The organism is Winogradskyella sp. ECml5-4 (genome assembly GCF_036903175.1).
Classification (GTDB): domain Bacteria; phylum Bacteroidota; class Bacteroidia; order Flavobacteriales; family Flavobacteriaceae; genus Winogradskyella; species Winogradskyella damuponensis.
Genome location: NZ_JAYJLF010000076.1, coordinates 1 through 770 on the forward strand (window position 1 = coordinate 1; position 770 = coordinate 770).

1 protein-coding gene is annotated in these 770 nt (G+C 27.3%); it reads left to right on the forward strand.

Features of this window, described 5'->3' with window-relative positions; genetic code table 11:
- Positions 1-634: hypothetical protein (locus VDP25_RS17715; RefSeq protein ID WP_334471983.1), on the forward strand; the 634-nt coding region annotated here is incomplete at its 5' end.
- Between the last annotated feature and the right edge of the window lie 136 nt (positions 635-770).

Genomic DNA, 770 nt, shown 5'->3' on the forward strand with positions numbered 1-770 from the left:
CGTTAGCAAACATTTGATGAACAACCTCAAAGCCATATACATATTATTAGTTTTTTGTCTATTTTCTTGCAAAAAGTCAACGGAATTAAAAACTGAAAAAGCAACTCTGAATAAAACGGAAATTGACACTTCTAAACGTTATCAAAGAATTAATATTCCTTATTATGAGAATGGAGAATTAGTAGGAGAAAACGAAGCCTATGTTTCGAAAAAAAAGGATACATTTTGGAATACTTGGCTATTTTACAAAAAAGGAGTGATAGATAGTTCTAAAAGTAAATTTTTTGATTTTAATATTACTGGAAATAAAAAAGACTCAATTCTGAAAGGAAAAATCACTATCTACTCACCTGCTGACAGTATTCCTAAATCAAAAATAAGTTCTAGAGAAATAACATTAGTTTTTCTACAAAAAGAAAATGATTCTGTCATTACTAAAGAAATTAAATCAGAAAAAAGTACGATTGAATTCGATTATAAAAATTTTGAAAATTATGGATTTGAGGGTTTTATAATGGACTTACGTTTTTTTAAATTAGATTCTACTTCTGAAAAATTACTTCTGAATAGAAATTATTTTGCGTTGGATACTAAACTTTCAACTAACAATGTTTTTGTTGAATTATTAGAATAAAAACGATTTGCTAACAAAGTATATAATCCATTGCTAGTTCTAGCCTACTTACGAATATTCCTGCGGAATATTCTATTCGGTTTTTATTTGCTAAATTAGTTGCTTACACACGCAACGTATCATATACAAAACCGTT